The organism is Mycoplana sp. 10N416 (genome assembly GCF_056394765.1).
Genome location: NZ_JBFTIM010000010.1, coordinates 186,160 through 202,263 on the forward strand (window position 1 = coordinate 186,160; position 16,104 = coordinate 202,263).

A 16,104-nucleotide genomic window follows, 5' to 3' on the forward strand; every position below is an offset into this window, starting at 1 on the left:
TCTCCGCCGTTTCCCATGCGGGACAGTGGTGGCCGCTCGTAGAGGGGCATCAGAGCGGACGAGGGCACCGGTCGGTCTCGATCGGTTGGAGCGAGTGCAGCGAATGGATGAGAATGCGACCTCGATCGAGGGCGGGGACGAGAGTGCGGGCAATATGCGCGACCGTAGGGCATCGTTCGCGCTCCCGGGCCTTCTCCTCGCCGGCGGGGCGCTGATCGCAGCGACGCTTTCGCTCTTTATCCTGCTAGGCCTGACGCCGATCAAGCCGGTGACGAATGTCATCATCGCTTCGGTGGCGGTGAACGCGCTGTTCGTCCTTGGCCTGATGATCCTGATCGGCCGCGAGATCGTCCGGCTGTTGAGGGCCCGCTCGCGGGGGCGCGCTGCTGCCCGGTTGCACGTGCGCATCGTCGCGCTATTCTCGGTCGTCGCCATCACTCCGGCCATTCTCGTGGCGCTTTTTGCGTCGATCACGCTCGACGTCGGCCTAGACCGGTGGTTTTCCATCAGGACGCAGTCGATCGTCAGCTCTTCGCTGAACGTGGCGCAGGCGTACGTACTGGAAAACGCCAGCTACCTGCAGGGCCAGACCGTTTCGATGTCGAATGATCTGGAGCGCAACCGCCAGCTCTACAGCCTCGACCGCACCGGCTTTACGGATCTGATGACGCGGCAGGCGCGCGGCCGCGGCATGCTGGGAGCGTTCCTGGTGCGCGGCGATGGCACGCTGATCCTGCGGGCAAACATTCCGACCGACAAGCCGCTGCCAACGGTCCCGGACGAGGCTCTGAAGGCGGCAGCAGCAGGCCAGCCGACGCTGATTCCGCCGGGGACCACCAACCTCGTCGGCGCCGTCATCAAGATCGATAACATCCCGGATACCTACCTCTACACGGTACGGACGGTCGATCCCGAAGTGATGCGCTCCATGCGGCTGATGGAGGACAATACAGCCGAATACCGCGCGCTGGAGGCCGGGCGGACGTCGCTCCAGGTCGCCTTCGCCGTGCTCTATCTCGGTTTCGCTCTCATCGTGCTCCTGGCGGCGATCTGGACTGCGATTGCGGTGGCGGATCGGATCGTGCGGCCGATTCGCCTGCTGATCGGTGCCGCCGACGCCGTTGCCGCCGGCAATCTCGAAACCGAGGTGCCGGTGAAGAGCGCCGATGGCGATGTCGGCAGCCTGTCGCGAACCTTCAACAAGATGATCGCCGAGATCCGCGCCCAGCAGGGCCAGATCCTCGACGCCAAGGACGAGATGGATCATCGGCGCCGCTTCATCGAAGCCGTGCTGTCCGGTGTAACGGCTGCCGTGATCGGCGTCGAAGAGGGTGGCCGACTGACGATCGCCAATTCGTCGGCCGAGCAGTTGTTCGGCCACAGCTCTGGAACACTTGTCGGTGCGCGCCTCGCGGAGATAGCGCCCGAAGTGGACGCCGTGCTGCAGGAGGCCTCGCATCGATACCGCAACGACCATCGCCGGCAGATCAACATCATGCGCGGCGGCACCGAACGCACCCTGAACGTGCAGGTGACGCGGGAAGAGACGAAGGATGCGGTCGAATCCTACGTCATCACGATCGACGACATCACCGATCTCGTCATCGCGCAACGTTCCACCGCCTGGGCAGACGTGGCCCGAAGGATCGCCCACGAGATCAAGAACCCCCTGACGCCGATCCAGTTGTCCGCGGAGCGGATCAAGCGGCGCTATGGCAAGCAGATCGACCAGGAGGACCGCGCAGTCTTCGACCAGTGCACCGACACGATCGTGCGACAGGTGGAGGACATCGGCCGGATGGTGGATGAGTTCTCGTCGTTTGCGCGCATGCCGAAGCCGACCAAGGACAAGTCCGATCTGCGGGCGATCCTCAAGGATGCCGTGTTCCTGCGGGAGATGGGCAACAGCCATGTCGCCTTCCTGAAGGAGTTTGGAGACGAGCCCCTCGTCGGCAATTTCGATGCCCGCATGCTCGGCCAGGCCTTCGGCAACGTCATCAAGAATGCCGTTGAGGCGATCGAGGCGCTGCCGGCGGAAGCCCCGCGCGGGGAGCGCAAGATTCTCGTCCGGGCACGCCGGGAGGAGAGCGGCCATTTCGTCGTCGACATTGTCGACAACGGCAAGGGTCTGCCGACCGAGAACCGGCACCGGATACTCGAACCCTATATGACGATGCGCGAGAAGGGCACGGGCCTCGGTCTCGCGATCGTGAAGAAGATTATCGAAGACCACGGTGGACAACTCGAATTGCACGATGCGCCGCCGGACTTCGACCACGGCCATGGGGCAATGATCCGCGTGATCCTGCCCGTCGAGGATACCCTGGCCGTCGATGCGGATGAAACTGACAAGGAACTGACCCATGGCCTCTGACATTCTGGTGGTGGACGACGAAGAGGATATTCGCGAGATCGTGTCCGGGATTCTGTCCGACGAGGGCCATGAGACGCGGACCGCCTTCGATAGTGACAGTGCGCTTCAGGCGATCAGCGATCGCGTGCCGCGCCTCGTCTTCCTCGACATCTGGATGCAGGGCAGCAAGCTCGACGGGCTGGCGCTGCTTGATGAGATCAAGAGCCGGCATCCGGACTTGCCGGTCGTGATGATTTCCGGTCACGGCAATATCGAGACTGCGGTTTCAGCCATCCGTCGCGGCGCTTACGACTTTATCGAGAAGCCGTTCAAGGCGGATCGGCTGATTCTGATCGCCGAGCGCGCGCTGGAGACCTCCAAGCTGAAGCGCGAGGTGACGGATCTGAAGCGCCGCTCCGGCGATGCGGTGGAATTGATCGGCACATCGGTTGCGGTATCGCAACTGCGCCAGACCATCGACAAAGTGTCGCCGACCAACAGCCGCATCATGATTCTCGGCCCCTCCGGCGCCGGCAAGGAACTGGTGGCGCGGATGATCCACCGCAAGTCGACACGCGCCGGCGGGCCGTTCGTGGTGCTGAACGCGGCTGCGATCACGCCGGAGCGGATGGAGATTGCGCTGTTCGGCACCGAGGGCGGTGGCGGCCAGCAGCGCAAGACCGGCGTCCTTGAGGAGGCCCATGGCGGCATTCTCTATCTCGACGAGATCGGCGAGATGCCGCGCGAGACCCAGAACAAGATCCTGCGTGTCCTCGTCGATCAGCAGTTCGAGCGCGTCGGCGGCTCAAAGCGGGTCAAGGTCGATGTGCGGATCATTTCCTCGACCGCCTACAACCTGGAAAGCCTGATTGCCGAAGGGGCGTTTCGGGAAGATCTCTACCATCGTCTCGCCGTGGTGCCCGTGCGCGTGCCACCGCTTGCGGAGCGACGTGAGGACATCCCCTTCCTGGTCGATATGTTCATGCGGCAAGTCAGCGAGCAGGCCGGCATCCGTGCACGCAAGATCGGTGAAGACGCGCTTGCGGTGTTGCAGGCACACGACTGGCCGGGCAACATCCGCCAGTTGCGCAACAACATCGAGCGCTTGATGATCCTTGCCCGCAGCGATGGCCCGAACAGCCCGATCACCGCCGACATGCTGCCGACCGATGTCGGCGACATGTTGCCGAGGGTGTCTTCGCAAGGCGATCAACACATCATGACGCTGCCGCTGCGCGAAGCCCGCGAAATGTTCGAGCGCGACTACCTGATCGCGCAGATCAACCGTTTCGGCGGCAATATTTCACGTACGGCGGAGTTCGTTGGCATGGAGCGTTCCGCGCTCCATCGCAAACTGAAGTCGCTTGGCGTCTAGTTCGTCGGGCGCCGCAAGGGGTAGGGAATGAAGGTCATTATCTGCGGGGCGGGACGGGTCGGCTACGGGATCGCCGAGCGCCTCTCCCAGGAGGGCAACGACGTCTCGGTGATCGACACCTCGGCGCCGCTCATCGCGGCCATCACCGATACGCTGGACGTCAGTGGCGTCGTCGGCCATGGCGCCCATCCCGACGTGCTCGCCAAGGCGGGCGCCGACCAGGCGGAGATGATCATAGCCGTCACGCTGCACGACGAGATCAACATGGTCGCCTGCCAGGTAGCCCATTCGCTCTTCAAGGTCCCGACCAAGATCGCGCGTATTCGCGCGCAGAATTATCTGGCACCGGAATACTCCGATCTGTTCTCCCGTGACGATGTGCCAATCGATGTGGCGATCTCGCCGGAAATCGAAGTCGGCAAGATGGTGCTCCGCCGCATCTCCTATCCCGGCGCCACCGACGTCGTGCGCTTCGCCGACGACCGGATCGTCATGGTGGCGATCGAGTGCATGGAGGATTGTCCTGTCGTCAATGCCTCGATGCGGCAGTTGACGGATCTGTTTCCCGATCTGAAGGCGACGGTGACGGGAATTTACCGGGACAACAGGCTGTTCGTCCCGCATTCGACCGATGAACTGCAGACTGGTGACCTCGCCTATGTCGTCTGCGAAAGCACGCATGTCCGTCGCACCCTTTCGCTGTTCGGCCATGAGGAAAAGGAAGCGGCGCGGATCGTCATTGCCGGAGGCGGCAACATCGGCTTCTTCGTGGCAAAGACGATCGAGGAGTTCCAGCCGAGGACGCGCGTCAAGATTATCGAAAGCGATCGCGAGCGCGCGGTCCATATTGCGGATCAGCTGAAAAGCGCGGTTGTCCTCCACGGGTCGGCAATGGACCAGAAGCTGCTCCAGCAGGCCGATATCCAGGACGCGGACCTTGTTGTCGCCCTGACCAACAACGATCAGATCAATATTCTCGGCAGCGTGATGGCGAAGAAGCTCGGCTGCAAGCAGAACCTCGTGCTTCTGAACGAACCGTCGTTCCAGGACTTCGCCAAGAGCCTCGGGATCGACGCGCATATCAATCCGCGCGCGGTGACGATGTCCGGCATCCTCCAGCACGTTCGCAAGGGGCGGATTCGCTCGGTCTATGCCGTGCAGCGCGGGTCGGCGGAGGTGATCGAGGCAGAGGCGCTGGAGACGTCTCCGCTAGTTGGCACAGCTTTCCGCGAGCTTGAATTGCCCGACGGCATCCGCATCGGTGCGATCTATCGCGACGGAAACGTCCTGCGCCCCGATGGCGACATGAAGATCAAGGCCAAGGACCGGGTGGTATTGTTCGCGACGGGTGACGCCGTGCGGCACGTCCAGCAGCTTTTCCGCGTCAGTATTCAATACTTCTAGAGGTTTCAGGCGGTATCCATGCCACGCTTTGCCTATGTCAACGGAAGATATGTCCGCCACAGCGATGCCGCGGTGCATGTCGAGGATCGCGGGTACCAGTTTGCCGACGGGGTCTACGAGGTGTGCGAAGTGCGGCACGGCATGATCGTCGACCTGACGCGGCATCTGGACCGCCTCGATAGATCCTTGCGGGAAATCCGGATCGCCTGGCCGATGACGCGGTCAGCCTTGATATCCGTGATCCGGGAGTTGCTGAGACGCAACAAGGTCACAAACGGCCTGTTCTATTTGCAGGTGACGCGCGGCGTGGCCCGTCGTGACCATGTCTTTCCCGCGGATGGCACGCCGTCATCGATCGTCATCACTGCAAAGCCGACCGATCCACGCGTCATCGCGGCCAAGAATGCCAACGGGATCAAGGCGATCACGGTGCCGGAGAACCGTTGGGACCGGGTTGACGTGAAGACCGTCGGCCTTTTGCCGAATGTGCTTGCCCGCCAGCAGGCGAAGGAGCAGGGCGCGCAGGAAGCGATCTTCGTCGACGCCGACGGCTACGTTAAGGAAGGGGCTGCAACAAATGTCTGGATTCTCGACGGAAACGGCAAGCTCCGTACCCGGCCTGCCGACCACGGCATCCTCCGCGGGATCACGCGGACGACGCTGATGAAGGTTGCGGAAAAGCTCGAACTCACGGTCGAGGAACGTCCTTTCATGGTGTCGGAAATGCTGACGGCGCGCGAAGTGTTCATCACGGCTGCGACGAGCATCTGCTTTCCGGTGGTCGAGGTTGATGGAAAGGTCATTGCCAATGGCCATCCGGGCACCACTGCCCAGAAGCTGCGGGAAGCATTTTTCGACGTTGCGGAGAAGACAGCGATTTGATACCAAATCCGACGGGGCGGCAAACAGTGCTTTGATGGCTCCCGGGGATTTTTGTTTATCAGTCAACCGATCAGCAGGATCGGCAATCAAGAAAGTAGCGGCGCCATGGCGGAACGTTCTCAAAATTTGCAGGATCTTTTCCTTAATACCGTTCGCAAGCAAAAGATTTCCCTGACGATCTTCCTGATCAACGGTGTTAAGTTGACCGGCGTAGTCACGTCGTTCGATAACTTCTGTGTACTGTTGCGCCGAGACGGGCATTCCCAGCTCGTCTACAAGCACGCAATCTCCACCATCATGCCCGGCCAGCCGCTGCAGATGTTCGAGACTGAAGAAAGCGCCTCCTGACAAGGTCACGGCTCATTAGCAAGCGAGATACAAGCCAAGAATCCATCGTGCCGGAGCGCGAGAAGCGACGCGACGATTCGCGCGCAGTCGTGATCGCTCCGGTTGTGAAGAAGGCGAGGGCGGGCGATGCGACCGGTCCTGTTGCGCGTTCCGATGAAGCGCGTCTGGCCGAAGCGATCGGTCTGGCCCGGGCGATCGATCTCGACGTCGTCCACTCGGCGATCGTAGCGGTGACGCAACCGAAGCCAGGCACTCTGCTTGGCACCGGCAAGATCGAGGAAATCAAGACCGCGCTCGATGAGAGCGACGCGGGCCTTGTGATCGTTGACCATCCGCTGACGCCGGTGCAGCAGCGCAATCTGGAGAGAGAGTGGAACGCGAAGGTCATCGACCGGACCGGTCTGATCCTCGAGATCTTCGGCCGTCGTGCCTCGACCAAGGAAGGCACGCTGCAGGTCGAACTGGCGCATCTGAACTACCAGAAGGGCCGGCTGGTCCGCAGCTGGACCCACCTGGAACGCCAGCGCGGTGGCGCGGGTTTCATGGGCGGTCCGGGTGAAACCCAGATCGAAGCCGACCGGCGGCTCCTGCAGGAGCGGATCGTGCGCCTGGAGCGCGAGCTGGAGCAGGTCCGTCGCACGCGCCAGCTTCACCGTGCCAAGCGCAAGAAGGTGCCGCACCCGATCGTGGCGCTGGTCGGTTACACCAACGCCGGCAAATCGACGCTCTTCAACCGGATCACCGGCGCAGGGGTGCTGGCCGAGGACATGCTGTTTGCCACGCTCGATCCGACGCTGCGCCGCATGAAGCTGCCGCAGGGCCGGACCGTCATCCTTTCCGATACCGTCGGCTTCATTTCCGACCTGCCGACCCACCTCGTGGCCGCCTTCCGGGCGACGCTGGAGGAAGTTCTCGAGGCCGACCTGATCCTGCACGTGCGCGACATGTCAGACCCCGACAACGGGGCGCAGGCCGGCGACGTGCTGCGGATCCTCGCCGATCTCGGAATCGACGAGAAGGACGGCGCCGAGCGCATCCTGGATGTCTGGAACAAGATCGACGACCTGCCGAGCGAAGCCCGCGAGGCGCTGGTGCAAAAGGCGGCGGCAACGCCAAACACAATCGCCGTGTCCGCCCTCACGGGCGAAGGGGTGGACAAGCTTCTGGACGAGGTCAACCGACGCCTGTCCGGCGTTCTGGTGGATCGCGACGTCGTTCTTCCCGTGGACAAGCTCCAGCTCCTGCCGTGGCTCTACGATCATTCGATCGTGGACGAGCGTGAGGACCTGGAGGATGGCAGCGTCCGCATCGCCGTCCGGCTGACGGAGACCGAGGCCGCAGAACTCGACCGCCGTTTGGGGCATGGGGCTCGACGGCCGCTCGAAGACTGGGAAAAATGATTCGCATTGCGGCAGCGCTCAATGCGCTTCCGCTCTTCCTCGCAGGTCCGCATTTCCCCGCAACAGTGCGTAGATATTGCGCAAGTCCGAGCAAATGGCCGCTGGGTGCTTCGCCGGAATAGTCTAGCCCAGTTGCCGCTCGATCGCCTTTGCCGCCTGCCAAAGGTCCTCCATCCGCTCCAGCGTCGCGGCTTCGAGCGTCTCGCCTGCGGCTTGAAGTTCCGTCTCGATATGAGCGAAGCGGCGGCGGAACTTGGCATTCGTGCCGCGCAGTGCCATCTCGGGATCGGTGTCCGTATGGCGGCCGATGTTGACCACGGCGAAGATCAGGTCGCCCAACTCGTCCGACACCTTCTTGCGGTCGCCGTGACGAAGCGCCTCGCGCAACTCCCCGACCTCTTCCTCGATCTTGTCGAGGATTGGTTCCGGCTCGGACCAGTCGAAGCCGACCTTGGCGGCGCGTTCCTGGAGCTTCAACGCCTCGACGAGAGCTGGCAGCGATCGCTGCACCGAGCCGAGAAACCCCTGTTCGGTCTCCGGCGGCAGGCCGCGCTTGGCGCGCCGTTCCGCCCGCTCGCGCCGTTCCGCCTGCTTGATCGTATCCCACTGCAGCTTCACCGCTTCGGGTGTGTCCGCGCCGGAGCGGTCGAAGACGTGCGGATGGCGACGAATCATCTTGCGCGTCACCGCGTCGACGACGTCGCCGAAGGCGAACTCTCCTGCTTCCTCGGCCATTCTCGCGTGAAACACGACCTGTAGCAGCAGATCGCCGAGCTCGTCGCAAAGGTCATGCATGTCGCCGCGTTCGATCGCGTCGGCAACCTCATAGGCCTCCTCGATGGTGTAGGGCTTGATGGTTTCGAACGTCTGGACGATATCCCAGGGGCAGCCAGTCTCGGGCTGGCGCAGTGCTGCCATGATATCGAGCAGGCCCTGGATGTCGCGGGACGGCTGCATGCTGCTCTCTCCGTGCCGCTCAGTTGAGCGGGATGCTGTTGGCGTCTTTGCCCGACTGATAGATGCCGGAGAGCCGATCATAGGCCGACCTGATCCGTGTCGTCTGGGCCTTCAGTGTGCTTTTGAGCGGCTCGTCCTGCGTCTCGACGAGGTCGGCGATGAAATAGGAGTGCCAGAAGGCGTTGTTGCGGCGGTAGCCGCCCGGTTCAAGCCCGAAGACTTCCTTCAGGATCTTCAGGTCATGCGGAATCGCAAAGGCATCGCGTGAATCCTCGTGACTGAAGAAGGAGTAGAAATTGTCGAATCCTGCCCAGGTGATGGCCGACATGCACATCGTACACGGTTCGTGAGTGGAGAGGAAAATCAAGTCCTTGGTGGCGATACCTCCAGCAGTTTCGTAGAACCGCTTCAGAGTATGGACTTCGCCGTGCCAGAGCGGATTTTCGAGCTCGTTATTCGTTTCGGCTATCACGACCGACAGGTCCGATTTCCGCAGGATGGCGGCGCCGAATACCTTGTTGCCAGCGGCAACCCCGCGCTCGGTCAGGGGGAGAATGTCGTATTCGACAACGTCGAGCAGGCGTTGCGGTAGCGTGGCTGCGGTCAAGGCCGGAGTTCCTCTGTCAAATGTGGGGGACTGTACGGCCGCACGACCTCAAGGGGAAGCGCGAAACGCTCCACCTGCTAGCCGTTAGCGACTTTCATTGGCAGTTCCCCCGCGGCTGAAACCCGATTGCGACCGTCTTCCTTCGCCTGATAGAGCGCCCGGTCGGCCGCGTTGATCAAGTGCTGATAGTCGGGGTGACCCGTGTGGAGCGCCACACCAATCGACACCGTGGCACGGATCGGTGTCGAATCGCCGATCGCGATTTGCGCATTCATGACGGCGGCGCGCACCCTCTCGGCAACCTCAAGGGCGCCGTCCAGGCCGGTTTCGACCAGGGCGACCAGAAATTCCTCTCCACCATAGCGGAACACGATATCGGCAGAGCGCGTATTGTCGGCAATGACTTCGGCAATCTGGCGCAGGACGGCGTCGCCGGCTGCATGCCCCCAGGTGTCGTTGACCTGCTTGAAATGGTCGGCATCGATCATCATGACGGAAAGGGGGGTCCCGTGCTGCTGGCACAGCGCGATCTCTCGCCCGAGGATCGACGGCAGGAACTTTCGGCTGAGCGTGCTCGTCAGCGGATCTCGGCCGCCCGCCGCGGCGGACAGGCTCTGGAACAGGTCCGACAGGAGGAACTTGATCTCTTCGACGCGTGTTTGCAGTTTTGCGACGAGCGGCAGGGCATCTGGTCCGTGCAGGGACGCAAGGCCTGCGATGGTCGGAAGCAGTTGCTCGTCGATCTCCTTCATGGCCGTATCGATGCTGTTGAGCATGATCGATCCCTGGAACATCACGCTGGCGCGGTGACGGAACCAGAGCCCGAATTCCGATGTCGAGATCGGCTTGAGAGCCGCGTTGCCAGCTGCCCCAAGCAGGCCGAAAATGGTGGTTTGACTCCACTCCAGGAGCGCGGCCCGTTGGCTCTCGCGCTCGACATTGACGTCCTGGCCGAGGGTGAACAGCCGGTATGCCTCCTCGATCTTGGCGCGCTGCGCGATACCGGTGACATAGGCCTGGCTCATCAGCAGCATGGAATAGTCGATGATCTCGTTCAGGAGAACGATCGCCGTCGCTCCCTCACCATTCCCGTGATTGGCCAGAAGGACCTTGGCCACGTCGGTCTTGATCAGGCTCGCGCCTTCGAGAACGAGATGGACAGGGATCTTCATGCGCGCATGCACCTCGCCCATCTTCGCCTGCCGTTCGGCGAATGTCTTCAGATCCTGCTTGGGCTCAAAGGTCGCGAGCGAAAGCATCCAGCGCTGAAGGGAGGGACTTAGACGCTCGACGACCACCGAATGGTTGAGGAAGCTCGATGCCTCCTCATGCTGAAAGAAGACTTCGTAAAACCTTTCGACCAGTCGGTCGACGTGTTCCGCGACGACGTCGGAGAGGGTTTGCCGCGCCTTGTCCAGGCGGTCTTCATCACAGGAGTACCAGAGGTTCAGGCATTTTGGAGAGGCGTTCATGGTGGACTTTCCCAGTCGTTTGCCCTCTCTAGGAAGAGGGGCGTTTCAATTTGATTAAAGAAAGAGTTATCGGACTTTTGCGCCGCCATGGGCCAAGCGCCGGATGAGCCTTGGATGGGGGGAGAGGGGCGGTTTTGCGCTTCCCGGCGGATCGATGGAACAGAAATGCACGCCGGCCCTCCGACGCGATATTCCGTTTCTTCTTTTGCCGGATCCGATTTGCGATAACGGCGGACCTAGTGAAGAAGGATCCGTTCGTGAGCAACCAATCCCGCCTTTCTGTCTTCCCCGCCTTTTTCCGCGTCGCCGGAAAAAAGGTGGTGGTATTCGGCGATGGCGACGAGGCCTTTGCCAAGGTCCGGCTGTTGCGCAACACACAGGCGCGCATTGTTGCCTTTGGCCTGGATCCGATCGCGCCATATGCGGAGTTCCTAGCCGCCAACGGTGTCGAGCACGTGAAGGCTCGATTTTCGGCCGGGCAGATCGACGGTGCGACACTGGTCTTTGCCGCGACCGGCGATGCGGCCCAGGATGAGGCGATCGTGGCAGCCGCCCGGGCAAAACGGATCCCGGCCAATGCCGTCGATCAGCCGGAGCTGTGCGACTTCTACACGCCTGCCCTAGTCAACCGCGCGCCGGTGGCCGTGGCCATCGGCACGGAAGGGGCCGGACCGGTCCTGGCACAATTGATCAGGGCGCGCATCGATCAGGTTCTGTCGCCGTCGCTTGGTACGCTCGCCCGTCTGGCGGCCGAGTATCGTGATGCCGCCGAGCGATTTGTGCCGCGCGGCGTGTCGCGGCGCATATTCTGGCGCCGCTTCTTCGCCGGCGATGTGGCCGATGCGGTGCATGCGAACGATATGGCCGCTGCGCGCCGGTCGGTGGATGCGCTGCTGGCCAGGTCGGGGCAGGCGGAGGGACGGGTCTGGCTGGTGGGTGCCGGTCCGGGGGCCGAGGATCTCCTGACATTGCGGGCGCAGCGGGTGATGATGGAGGCGGACGTGATCGTCTTCGACGCGCTCGTGCCCCAGGCCATCGTCGACATGGGGCGCCGCGATGCTGAGCGGATTTCCGTCGGCAAGCGCAAGGGCTGTCATTCGAAGTCGCAGGACGAGATCAACGACCTGCTGGTGGAACTCGGCCGACAAGGCAAGCGCGTCGTGCGGCTGAAATCCGGGGATCCGCTTGTCTATGGCCGAGCGGCGGAAGAAATGGCCGCGTTGCGTCAGGCGGGGATTGCCTATGAGATCGTCCCCGGCATCACCTCGGCCTTCGCCGCCGCCGCCGATTTCGAGCTGCCGCTGACGCTGCGTGGCGTCGCCTCGTCGCTCGTCTTCACGACCGGCCACGACCTCACCGGCGCGGTGCTGCCGGATTGGGCACGGCTCGCCGTGTCCGGCGCGACGATTGCCGTCTATATGGGGCGCACGGTCGCCGCCTCTGTCGCGGGGCGCCTCATGCAGGCCGGGCTGCCTTCGGAAACCACCGTCGCTGTGATCGAGAATGCCAGCCGGGCCGACAGGCGCCTCCTGCACGGCACGCTTAAAGATCTGCCGGACCTGGAGCATCGCGACGAATTGACCGGCCCGGTCATGGTCATCATCGGCGACGCTGTCGCCGGCGCCAATTTCGAACATTCCGTTCCGCTCGTCCGCAGCCGCGAGACGGTGGAAACCGCATACCTGGGAGCATGACATGGTACAGAAGGTTCTGACTGCAAATCGCCTTGCGGATGGCATATCCGTCTGGCTCGACGCCGCCGGCAACTGGAACGAGTCGCTGCAGGCCGCTTTCGTCGCCCGGCACAAGGAGGCCGTCGAAGCACTGGAAGCAAACGGCCGGCAGGCCTTTGCCGACAACAAGGTGGTCGACGTCAACGTTGTCGACGTCGAGGACATCGATGGTGTCCTGCGGCCGCTGCGCATGCGCGAACGTATTCGGGCCGAAGGTCCATCCATTCCCTATGCAGCCGGTTATGCCGGGCTCAAGACGATCCGCGCGGCCGCGGCCTGAAGGACCAGACATGTATCGTTACGATGAATTCGACCACGCCTTTGTTGCCGGCCGTGTCGCCCAGTTCCGCGACCAGGTGGCTCGCCGCCTGTCCGGTGAGCTCGCCGAGGACGCCTTCAAGCCGCTGCGGCTGATGAACGGCGTCTATCTTCAGCTTCACGCCTACATGCTGCGCGTCGCGATCCCCTATGGCACGCTGAACAGCCGGCAGATGCGGATGCTCGCCCACGTCGCCCGCAAGTACGACCGCGGTTACGGCCATTTCACCACGCGCCAGAACATCCAGTTCAACTGGCCGAAGCTTGCCGACATGCCCGACGCGATGGCCGATCTTGCCAGTGTCGAGATGCATGCGATCCAGACCTCAGGCAACTGCATCCGCAATGTCACTGCCGATCATTTTGCCGGCGCGGCTGCCGACGAAGTGGCTGATCCGCGGCCCTATGCCGAGATCCTGCGGCAGTGGTCCTCGGTCCACCCGGAGTTTTCCTTCCTGCCACGCAAATTCAAGATCGCCGTTACCGGTGCGGAGCGCGACCGCGCGGCGATCCAGGTTCACGATATCGGCCTGCACCTGAAGAAGAACGACAAGGGTGCGATCGGCTTTGCCGTCTATGTCGGCGGCGGGCAGGGCCGTACGCCGCTGGTCGCCAAGAAGATCCGCGACTTCCTCCCGGAAGCCGACCTGTTGTCCTACATCACCGCGATCATGCGCGTGTACAACCTCTACGGCCGCCGCGACAACAAGTACAAGGCCCGCATCAAGATCCTCGTGCACGAGACCGGTGTCGAGGAACTGGCGCGTCAGGTCGACGTGGAATTCGCTGAACTGAAGAACGGCGAACTGACGCTGCCTGACGTCGACATCCGCTCCATTGCCGCCTATTTCGCCCCACCGGCGTTCGAGCCGCGGGCCGAGGGCTGGGAAAGCCTGGCGCGGTGGAAAAAGGCCGATCCGGAGTTCGCCCGCTGGGTCCAGCAGAACGTCCAGCCGCACAAGCACCCCGATTACGGCATGGTGACGATCTCGTTGAAGCCGATCGGCGGCATTCCCGGCGACGCGACGGACGCGCAGATGGAGGCGGTTGCCGACATCGCCGAGGAATATGCCTTCGACGAGATCCGCGTCAGCCACGAGCAGAACCTGATCCTGCCGCATGTGGCGCTCGCCGACCTGGAGCCTGTTTATCGCGCGCTGGTGGCCGCCGGGCTTGCCACGGCGAATGCCGGATTGATCACCGACATCATCGCGTGCCCCGGGCTCGACTACTGCGCCTTGGCCAACGCCCGCTCGATCCCCGTCGCCCAGGAAATTTCCGAACGCTTCGCCTCGCCGGAGCGGCAGGCCGAGATCGGTGAGCTGAAGATCAAGATCTCCGGCTGCATCAATGCCTGCGGTCACCACCATGTCGGCCATATCGGCCTGCTTGGCGTGGAGAAGAAGGGCGAGGAACTCTATCAGATCACGCTCGGCGGCTCGGGCGATGAAAACACCTCGATCGGCGAGATCATCGGCCGCGGCTTCGAGCCGGAAAAGGTAACGGATGCCATCGAGGCCATCGTCGACACCTATCTCGGCTTGCGCCTTGATCCGTCCGAGACCTTCCTTGCCGCCTATCGCCGCGTCGGGCCGCAGCCGTTCAAGGCTGCACTCTACGGCAATACGGCAGAAGCGGCGTGAGGGGAGCGCGTGGCATGACGAAAATCTGGAAAGAAACCGGCTTCGTCGGCGACGATCCCTGGGTGATCGAGACCGAAGAGACCAAGGTCGGTTCGAACGAGAAGGCGGTCATCGGCCTGGAAGACTTTCTGACGCGGGCAGCGGAGGGCAAGGAGAGCGGGTTCGGTGTGCTGATCAAGCCGGCGGACGACGTGCGCCTGCTTGCCGGACACCTGGACCGCATCGCATTGGTGGCCGTGGCCTTCCCCGCCTTCAACGACGGGCGCGCGTTCAGCCATGCGTCACTGCTGCGCTCGCGCCTCGGATTTGCCGGCGAGGTGCGGGCGGTCGGGGACGTCCTGATCGACCAGATCCCGCTGATGCTCCGTTGCGGCATCGACAGTTTCGCAGTCTCCAACGCCACGGCATTGAAGCGGCTTTCGGAAAACCGCCTCCCAGGCATTGCCAACCATTACCAACCGACGGCCAAGCCGTCGACGGATGCGAAATCCTATAGCTGGCGCCGCGTCGGCTGACGACATATTGTCGCAAATGGGGCTCGTCGCCGGTTGCTTCCGGCGGTGGGCCTTTTCCGTTTCCGCTTTAAAAACTATATAACTGGTGACTAGACCAGAAGCGAACGAATGCAATTTGCGCATGGCCGGGTTCCATTGGAACGCAATGCCTTTCTTCTCCGCGTGCGATATAATATCTGCCTATACGCACAAACTCCGACCGAATGCAGGAAACGACCACGCATGAACGCGCCAGCCAAGACCGAAGATCTCGCAGCCACCGTTCCCGCCGGGGTCTATGCCGAAACGGTGACGAACGTGCAGCACTATACCGATCGGCTGTTCCGTTTCCGGATGACGCGCCCCGATGGCTTCCGCTTCCGTTCCGGTGAGTTCGCCATGATCGGGCTAGTGGTGGACGGCAAGCCGATCTACCGCGCCTATTCGATCGCAAGCCCCGCCTGGGACGAGGAACTCGAATTCTTCTCGATCAAGGTGCCGGATGGCCCGCTGACGTCGCATCTGCAGCAGATCAAGCAGGGCGACCAGGTGCTGATGCGCAAGAAGCCGACCGGTACGCTCGTGCTCGATGCACTCACTCCCGGCAAGCGTCTTTACATGTTTTCGACTGGAACGGGCATCGCACCGTTCGCAAGCTTGATCCGCGATCCGGAAACCTACGAAAAGTTCGACGAGGTGATCCTGACCCACACCTGCCGTGAGGTTTCCGAACTGAAATACGGTTTCGACCTGGTCGAGGAGATCGCCAAGGACGAGCTTCTGTCCGAGGTGGTGGGGGGCAAACTGCGCCACTACGCAACCGTTACCCGCGAGCCGTTCCCGTACCAGGGGCGCATCACCGACCTGATCAGCAACGGCAAGATGTTCGCCGACCTGGGCGTCGCCCCCTTCGATCCCGCGGTCGACCGCGCGATGATCTGTGGCTCCGCGGCGATGCTGAAAGAGACCAAGACCCTTCTAGAACAAGCGGGCCTGACCGAGGGCGCCAACAGCAAGCCGGGCGAATTCGTCATCGAGCGCGCCTTCGTCGACTAGTTCGATCGTACCTTTTTCACGACCCGAGGCATGGCCGCCAGACGCGGCCAGCCTGCCGCAAG

14 protein-coding genes are annotated in these 16,104 nt (G+C 62.6%); 11 read left to right on the forward strand and 3 right to left on the reverse strand.

What is annotated here, in order from left to right:
- Window positions 1–103: 103 nt before the first annotated feature.
- The 6 genes from AC1DDS_RS20530 (at window position 104) to hflX (ending at window position 7,762) form a co-directional block, all read left to right on the forward strand.
- A complete protein-coding gene (locus AC1DDS_RS20530; protein ID WP_477480535.1) occupies window positions 104–2,374 on the forward strand; it encodes a sensor histidine kinase NtrY-like in 2,271 nt (756 codons plus the stop codon).
- Window positions 2,364–3,728 carry a nitrogen assimilation response regulator NtrX gene (ntrX, locus tag AC1DDS_RS20535; RefSeq protein WP_477480536.1) on the forward strand — a complete coding sequence of 455 codons (1,365 nt, stop codon included), beginning with the start codon at window positions 2,364–2,366 and terminating at the stop codon, window positions 3,726–3,728. The genes AC1DDS_RS20530 and ntrX overlap by 11 nt, the downstream gene beginning before the upstream one ends.
- Window positions 3,729–3,755: 27 nt before the next feature.
- The gene (gene trkA / locus AC1DDS_RS20540; protein WP_477480537.1) at window positions 3,756–5,132 is read left to right on the forward strand and encodes a Trk system potassium transporter TrkA; all 1,377 of its coding nucleotides are present in this window, start codon (window positions 3,756–3,758) and stop codon (window positions 5,130–5,132) included.
- Between the two features lie 18 nt (window positions 5,133–5,150).
- The gene (locus AC1DDS_RS20545) at window positions 5,151–6,014 is read left to right on the forward strand and encodes a D-amino-acid transaminase (protein WP_477480538.1); all 864 of its coding nucleotides are present in this window, start codon (window positions 5,151–5,153) and stop codon (window positions 6,012–6,014) included.
- A gap of 105 nt (window positions 6,015–6,119) precedes the next feature.
- Window positions 6,120–6,362 (forward strand): RNA chaperone Hfq, encoded by a 243-nt coding sequence (gene hfq / locus AC1DDS_RS20550; protein ID WP_310420496.1) that lies wholly within the window; start codon window positions 6,120–6,122, stop codon window positions 6,360–6,362.
- Window positions 6,363–6,409: 47 nt separating this feature from the next.
- A complete protein-coding gene (gene hflX, locus AC1DDS_RS20555) occupies window positions 6,410–7,762 on the forward strand; it encodes a GTPase HflX (RefSeq protein WP_477480539.1) in 1,353 nt (450 codons plus the stop codon).
- Between the two features lie 123 nt (window positions 7,763–7,885).
- On the opposite strand, the gene mazG is transcribed toward hflX, so the two are convergent.
- The 3 genes from mazG to AC1DDS_RS20570 form a co-directional block, all read right to left on the reverse strand.
- Entirely contained in the window at window positions 7,886–8,719 is an 834-nt protein-coding gene (mazG, locus tag AC1DDS_RS20560; protein ID WP_477480540.1) for a nucleoside triphosphate pyrophosphohydrolase, read from the reverse strand.
- Between the two features lie 19 nt (window positions 8,720–8,738).
- Window positions 8,739–9,326 (reverse strand): deaminase, encoded by a 588-nt coding sequence (locus tag AC1DDS_RS20565; RefSeq protein WP_477480541.1) that lies wholly within the window; start codon window positions 9,324–9,326, stop codon window positions 8,739–8,741.
- Between the two features lie 77 nt (window positions 9,327–9,403).
- Window positions 9,404–10,798, reverse strand: a complete 1,395-nt coding sequence (locus AC1DDS_RS20570) for a GGDEF domain-containing protein (protein WP_477480542.1) — start codon at window positions 10,796–10,798, stop codon at window positions 9,404–9,406.
- A 257-nt stretch (window positions 10,799–11,055) separates the two neighbouring features.
- On the opposite strand from AC1DDS_RS20570, the gene cysG reads away from it, so the two are divergent.
- The 5 genes from cysG to AC1DDS_RS20595 all read left to right on the forward strand — a co-directional run bounded on the left by cysG (window position 11,056) and on the right by AC1DDS_RS20595 (window position 16,042).
- Entirely contained in the window at window positions 11,056–12,492 is a 1,437-nt protein-coding gene (gene cysG / locus AC1DDS_RS20575) for a siroheme synthase CysG (protein WP_477480543.1), read from the forward strand.
- A 1-nt stretch (window position 12,493) separates the two neighbouring features.
- Entirely contained in the window at window positions 12,494–12,811 is a 318-nt protein-coding gene (locus AC1DDS_RS20580; protein ID WP_477480544.1) for a DUF2849 domain-containing protein, read from the forward strand.
- Window positions 12,812–12,821: 10 nt separating this feature from the next.
- Window positions 12,822–14,492: a nitrite/sulfite reductase gene (locus AC1DDS_RS20585; RefSeq protein WP_477480545.1), complete on the forward strand. Its 1,671-nt coding sequence runs from the start codon at window positions 12,822–12,824 to the stop codon at window positions 14,490–14,492.
- Between the two features lie 14 nt (window positions 14,493–14,506).
- Window positions 14,507–15,007 (forward strand): DUF934 domain-containing protein, encoded by a 501-nt coding sequence (locus tag AC1DDS_RS20590; protein WP_477480546.1) that lies wholly within the window; start codon window positions 14,507–14,509, stop codon window positions 15,005–15,007.
- Window positions 15,008–15,229: 222 nt separating this feature from the next.
- The gene (locus tag AC1DDS_RS20595) at window positions 15,230–16,042 is read left to right on the forward strand and encodes a ferredoxin--NADP reductase (RefSeq protein WP_477480547.1); all 813 of its coding nucleotides are present in this window, start codon (window positions 15,230–15,232) and stop codon (window positions 16,040–16,042) included.
- Window positions 16,043–16,104: the final 62 nt, after the last annotated feature.